This is a genomic window from Streptomyces sp. NPDC059455, assembly GCF_042750115.1.
In the GTDB taxonomy this organism is placed as follows: Bacteria; Actinomycetota; Actinomycetes; order Streptomycetales; family Streptomycetaceae; genus Streptomyces; species Streptomyces endocoffeicus.
Genome location: NZ_JBHYVB010000023.1, coordinates 44856 through 49965, shown reverse-complemented (window position 1 = coordinate 49965; position 5110 = coordinate 44856). Strand labels below are relative to the sequence as shown.

At 65.3% G+C, this 5110-nt stretch carries 3 protein-coding genes and 1 tRNA gene; 3 read left to right on the top strand and 1 reads right to left on the bottom strand.

Annotated features, from left to right (window positions below; all coding sequences use genetic code 11):
* Positions 1 to 215 precede the first annotated feature (215 nt).
* From ACFXB5_RS11195 to ACFXB5_RS11185, 3 genes are all read left to right on the top strand, one after another.
* Entirely contained in the window at positions 216 to 1322 is a 1107-nt protein-coding gene (locus ACFXB5_RS11195) for a methyltransferase domain-containing protein (protein ID WP_385205375.1), read from the top strand.
* Between the two features lie 139 nt (positions 1323 to 1461).
* The gene (locus tag ACFXB5_RS11190) at positions 1462 to 1905 is read left to right on the top strand and encodes a hypothetical protein (protein ID WP_385205373.1); all 444 of its coding nucleotides are present in this window, start codon (positions 1462 to 1464) and stop codon (positions 1903 to 1905) included.
* 291 nt (positions 1906 to 2196) lie between these two features.
* Positions 2197 to 4482: a CocE/NonD family hydrolase gene (locus tag ACFXB5_RS11185; RefSeq protein WP_385205370.1), complete on the top strand. Its 2286-nt coding sequence runs from the start codon at positions 2197 to 2199 to the stop codon at positions 4480 to 4482.
* Positions 4483 to 4654: 172 nt separating this feature from the next.
* Here ACFXB5_RS11185 and ACFXB5_RS11180 read toward each other — a convergent pair.
* Positions 4655 to 4727: transfer RNA gene (locus ACFXB5_RS11180), tRNA-Arg, on the bottom strand.
* Positions 4728 to 5110: the final 383 nt, after the last annotated feature.

Sequence of the window (5110 nt, the reverse complement as noted above, 5' to 3'; positions counted from 1 at the left end):
CAATTGGTGTTGACCGCATCAACGCAATTTTACCCGAGCAACCCAACCCAATCCCCCTCCGCCCCCTCCCGGGGGGGGCACGGGGCCTCTGAGCTGACGCGCGCCCGGCAGGATTCGAACCCGCAACCTGTGCCGTCGTTGCCGTCAATCTTCCCCCGCCATCTTTAACAAGAGACGGGGTGCAGGGGGTACCGCGCTGCCTAGTCTTCATGGTCATGCCCGACGAACCGTTTCTCGCCGCGACCAAAGCCTCTTATGACGTCATGGCAGCGGAGTACGCCGACATGGTGAGCTCCGAATTGGACGCCAAACCTCTCGACCGGGCGTTGCTCGCCGCCTTCACGGAGTTGGTAAAGGCATGCGGAAACGGTCCCGTTGCCGATGTGGGTTGTGGACCCGGCCAGGCAACGGTGGCACTACGCCGACTGGGCGTGGACGCGTTCGGCATCGACCTTTCGCCCGCGATGATCGACCTGGCCCGCCGCACCTACCCGGATCTGCGGTTCGAGGTGGGATCGATGCTGGCCCTGGGTCTGCCGGAGGGCTCCATGGGCGGTCTGCTCGCCTACTACTCGATCATCCACGTCCCATGGGAGCGGCGGTCGGAAGTGTTCTCCGAGTTTCACCGGGTGCTCGCACCGGGTGGGCAGGTGATGCTTGTCTTCCAGGTCGGTGATGACCGGGGTCATCGCTCCGAGGCGTTCGGCAAAGCCATCTGCCTCGACTGGTACCGGCAGCAACCGGACGAAATCGCCGACCTGCTACGACGCGCTGGATTCGAGGTCTGGGCCACAGTCACGCGGCAGCCCGACGCTGCCGAGAAGACACCGCAGGGCTACGTCTTGGCACGCAAGCCCGTATCCGAGCCAGCGGAGCTTGACGAAGCAAGAGCGCTTGCGGACGAAGAGCTATACGTACGTTTCCAAAGCACGGTCCGAAACGAGCGCGGATACTTCACCGGCGTGTTCGGACTGGTCAATGGACTGGCCCGGAACGGGAAGCTGACCGCTGAGCAGGAGCGCTTCAGACGGGCCCACAATGACTGGTACAACGCGGCCTGTCCCGACCCCTCCTCCGTCGATCCGACGGTCTACGACCGCGAGCTTCACCCCGGGGCGGCGGCCTGGTTCAAGTCCACGTCGCGGGACCTGATCAAGCGAGTAGACGGCTACTTGGAGATCCTTGCCGCTCACGAGATCGGGTGGCGCATGATGCGATCGTCGGATCCAGGGAGGATCGTCTACGAGGACGAATACCAAATCGTCGTCGTTCCACATGAGGCCGGACCGGGCCCGGCGGCCATACGCGACAGGGATGCGTAGCGAGAGCATGGCTTCGTCCCTCGCCTCCACGGCCCATTCCCTGGCCCGGCTCGTCCATGTCTCCGCGCTGGACACGGGCAGTAGCCGGCGGTGGTGATCGCCAGGCCCCCTTCCGTGCACCTTCTGGTCCGCTTTGAGTATGGATACTCAGGCATGCGAGGGCCGTGCTGTGCAGGGTGAAGCCATGGTGAGCAGCAGGTTGGGCCGCTGGGCAAAGGGCATCGTCGTCTCGGCGGCCGCGGCCCATGCGACGTACTGGATCTGGGAATCCGCCGAACGGTGGGAGTCGGAAGCGCAACAGGCCAATCCGGACGCGGGTATCGGCGCGGGGTTCATCGAAGGGGCGCTGGCCACACTCGCCTGGTTGACACTGGTGCCCTTGCTGCTGTGGGCAGGGATGCGACTGCTGCGGGAGCGAGACAATCAGCTGCTGGTGAGCATGGGATCAGCGACGTGGATCATTCTCGGGGCCCAGATGACCGAGGGCGGCATCAGCAGGATGGAAACTGAGCTGTTCCTTCTCGCGTTCGCCCTGCTCGGCGGCTTCCTGGCACTGTTCCGTCCCACCGCACCAGCAGAGTGATCGCCCCGAGAGCTGATGGTCACCGCATACGCCAGAGGCCCCTTCCGCTGACCGGAAGGGGCCTCTGAGCTGACGCGCGCTCGGCAGGACTGGTCAAGGTCTGTTCGAAGACGACCCAGCGTGAGGATCTTCATTGCCCACCCGGTCGGCCGTGTGCCATTGAGATCTGCCTCGTGTGTCGTGTGCCAGGCTGGCCGTCGTCTCCAGCATCTTGCCCGCCGACGCCGTCACAGCTGCCGTGGACCGCGGCTCGGCGGCAGTCGACATCCTTCCGCCGAGAGGGACACATCCATGGCGAGCTCGATCAACCGGCGGGACTTCCTCGGTGCCGCCGCCGGCGCGGCCCTCGTACCGCCCTGCCTCATGAGCCGGTTCTGGCTGCCGCCGCGGTCGGTGCCGTCCGGAGGCGGCCAACATTCCGACGGGTGCGACCAGCGTGTGGAGTACCTGCCGGTGGCCCTGGACGAGGTTCCCTTTCCCAGGGACATCGCGTTCACCGTGCACTACCCGGGCAACCGACCGATCACCCTGCGCGCCCACTACTGGTACCAGGCGGACGCTCTGCGAAGCGGCCGGGCATGCCCGGCCATCGTCGAGTTCAACCCGTATCGACGGCGGGACGGGACGCTGTACGCCGACAGCATGATGTATCCCTGGTTCGCTCGGAATGGCTATCTCTGCTTCCGTGTCGACCTGCAGGGCAGCGGCGACTCGGAGGGAACCCTCACCGACGAGTACTCCGAGGAGGAACTCTCGTACTGCGTCCAGGTCATCGAGCAGATCGCCCGGCTCCCCTTCTGTGACGGCAACGTAGGCATGATGGGAAAGTCCTGGAGTGCCATCAACTCCTTGATGGTCGCCGCCCGCGAGGACTGCCCCTCCGCGCTCAAAGCGATCGTCGTGTGCTGCGGCACCGACGACCGCTACAACGACGACGTCCACTACATGGGCGGAGCCATGATGCAGGACAACGTCGGCTGGCCATCGAGTATCTGGGGCTGGCTCCCGGCCCCGCCCGATCCGCGGACCGTCGGCCGGCAGTGGAAGGAGATCTGGCGGGAGCGCATCCGCAACATGAGCTTCTGGTTCGAGCAGTGGGGCAGCCACCAGACGCGCGACTCCTACTGGAGCACGACCAGCGTGCGCGACCACTACGACAGGGTCCGCGTCCCGGTCTTCATCCTCTCCGGCTGGCAGGACGGCTACAAGAATCCCGTAGAGCGCGCGGTACGGGCCCTCGGCGAACTCGGTCGTCCCGTGAGCGGGCTGTTGGGCCCCTGGGGGCACAAGTACCCCTTCAACGGCTACCCGGGCCCCCGCATCGACTGGCTCCGCTACGTCGTCACACATTGGTGGGACCGCTGGCTCAAGGGCGAACACCCCGATCCAGACACCAGCTGGCCGCAGCTCACAGTGTGGCTCGGTGAATCCCGCGAGCCGGATCGGCTGCCCGACTACACCGAGAAGGGAAAGTGGGTCGCCGAGGATCACTGCTGGGCCGATCGCGTACAGGAACAGGCGTTCTTCCTCACGACGAACCAGCGCATGTCACCGCACCCCGCCTCCGTCAGCCATGCCTACATCAGCGCTTCGGATATCAGGCTGGGGACCACGCTCCTGGAAACCAGCTCCTTCGGCGAGTGCTCCAACGCCGACCTGCCCGGCGATCAGAACCGGGACGACCACCGCTCGATCTTCTTCGACAGCGCGCCGCTCGACCGCGATCTGGAGTGCTTCGGCTATCCGCTGACAAGGCTCAACCTGGAGTGCGACCGACCGCTTGCGTCCGTCGCCATCCGCCTCTCGGAGGTCAGCCCCCAAACCGGGGCGTCCCATCTGGTGACGTACAGGTTCTTCAATCTCTGCTACAACGACAACGACATGGCCCACCCCAGACCCGTCCCCTCGGGGATCTTCTCGGTGGAAGTCCCCCTCAACATCATGGGCCATGTCTTCAAACGCGGCTGGAAAATCCGGTTGTCGGTCTCGCCCTCCTTCTTCCCCACCATGTGGCAGAGCCCCGAGATTCCGACGGTCAAGCTGCACACCGGGCCTGTGGACGATCTGCCCCCGAGCGCACTCGTCCTGCCCGTCCGCGCGCCGCGACCGCAGGACGCCCGCATTCAGGCACTACTTGCAGGATCCCAGACCGCCTATGTGAACCCCGAGCAGTACGTACCCACGCTGAAGACGATTCGGGAGGCATCGGACCAGCGGTCCGTGGAGCGGGTGGTCGTCCAAGGAAAGCCCGGAGTCCTCGTGCACAAGGTCTTCGACAGCGGGAGCGCGGTGTACGGCGGGGTGCTGGACGACCTGTTGGTCGACCAGACCGCCGAGGAGAACTTCCAGATCCTCGATTGCGATCCCCTGTCGGCCACCGGCTTCACCCGTTCCGCCACACAGCTGCAACGCGCCGACTGGAAAGTCCGAGTAGTCACCCATACTCGTGTGCACAGCGAGAAAACCGCGTCGGGCCGGTTCGTCTTTCGCTACGAAGCCGATTTGCACACCTTCGTCGCAGACGAGCCCTTCGAGGAGAAACACATTCGAGGAACGATCCCACGTCGATGGGTGTGAGCGGACCCCGAGCCGATAAGCGCCGTCCACTACCGCCGGCGCGCTTGGACCATGGCCGGCGTTCCAATGCTCTCTGCGGGCATCAGCGCTGGGTGGACCGATGATCCCACAGTCCCCGGCCTCTCCGACCAGAGGCCCCTTCCGATGATCGGAAGGGGCCTCTGAGCTGGTGCGCGCTCGGCAGGATTCGAACCTGCAACCTCTTGATCCGTAGTCAAGTGCTCTATCCGTTAAGCTACGAGCGCTTGGCTTCCCGGCGGTTTTTCTTGCCGGTCGGCGTTGCGGGGACAACATTACATGACCTGTGCCGTCAGGCGAAATCCGTTTCCCCCACCCATGCTGACCTGCGAAAACTCCATTTTCGAGGGCTCGCGGAGTCGCCGTCGCGAGGCCTCTGGGAGCTCGCCTTCGCGTCGCGAGGTGCTTGAGGAGCGAGGGTGGATACTACGGACGGCCACTGGAGAGTCACCGTGCGCTGCCCCCGCTAGCGGCGCGGTTGCGTGATCGTTCGGGGCGGGTCCGGGAACGACACAGGGGGCGGGGCCGCGCGGGGGCGGGCGCGCCGGCGCGGGGGGGGGGGGGTGGGGGTGTTAGAAGCGTGTGGGGGTTGGGAGACACACCCCAATCA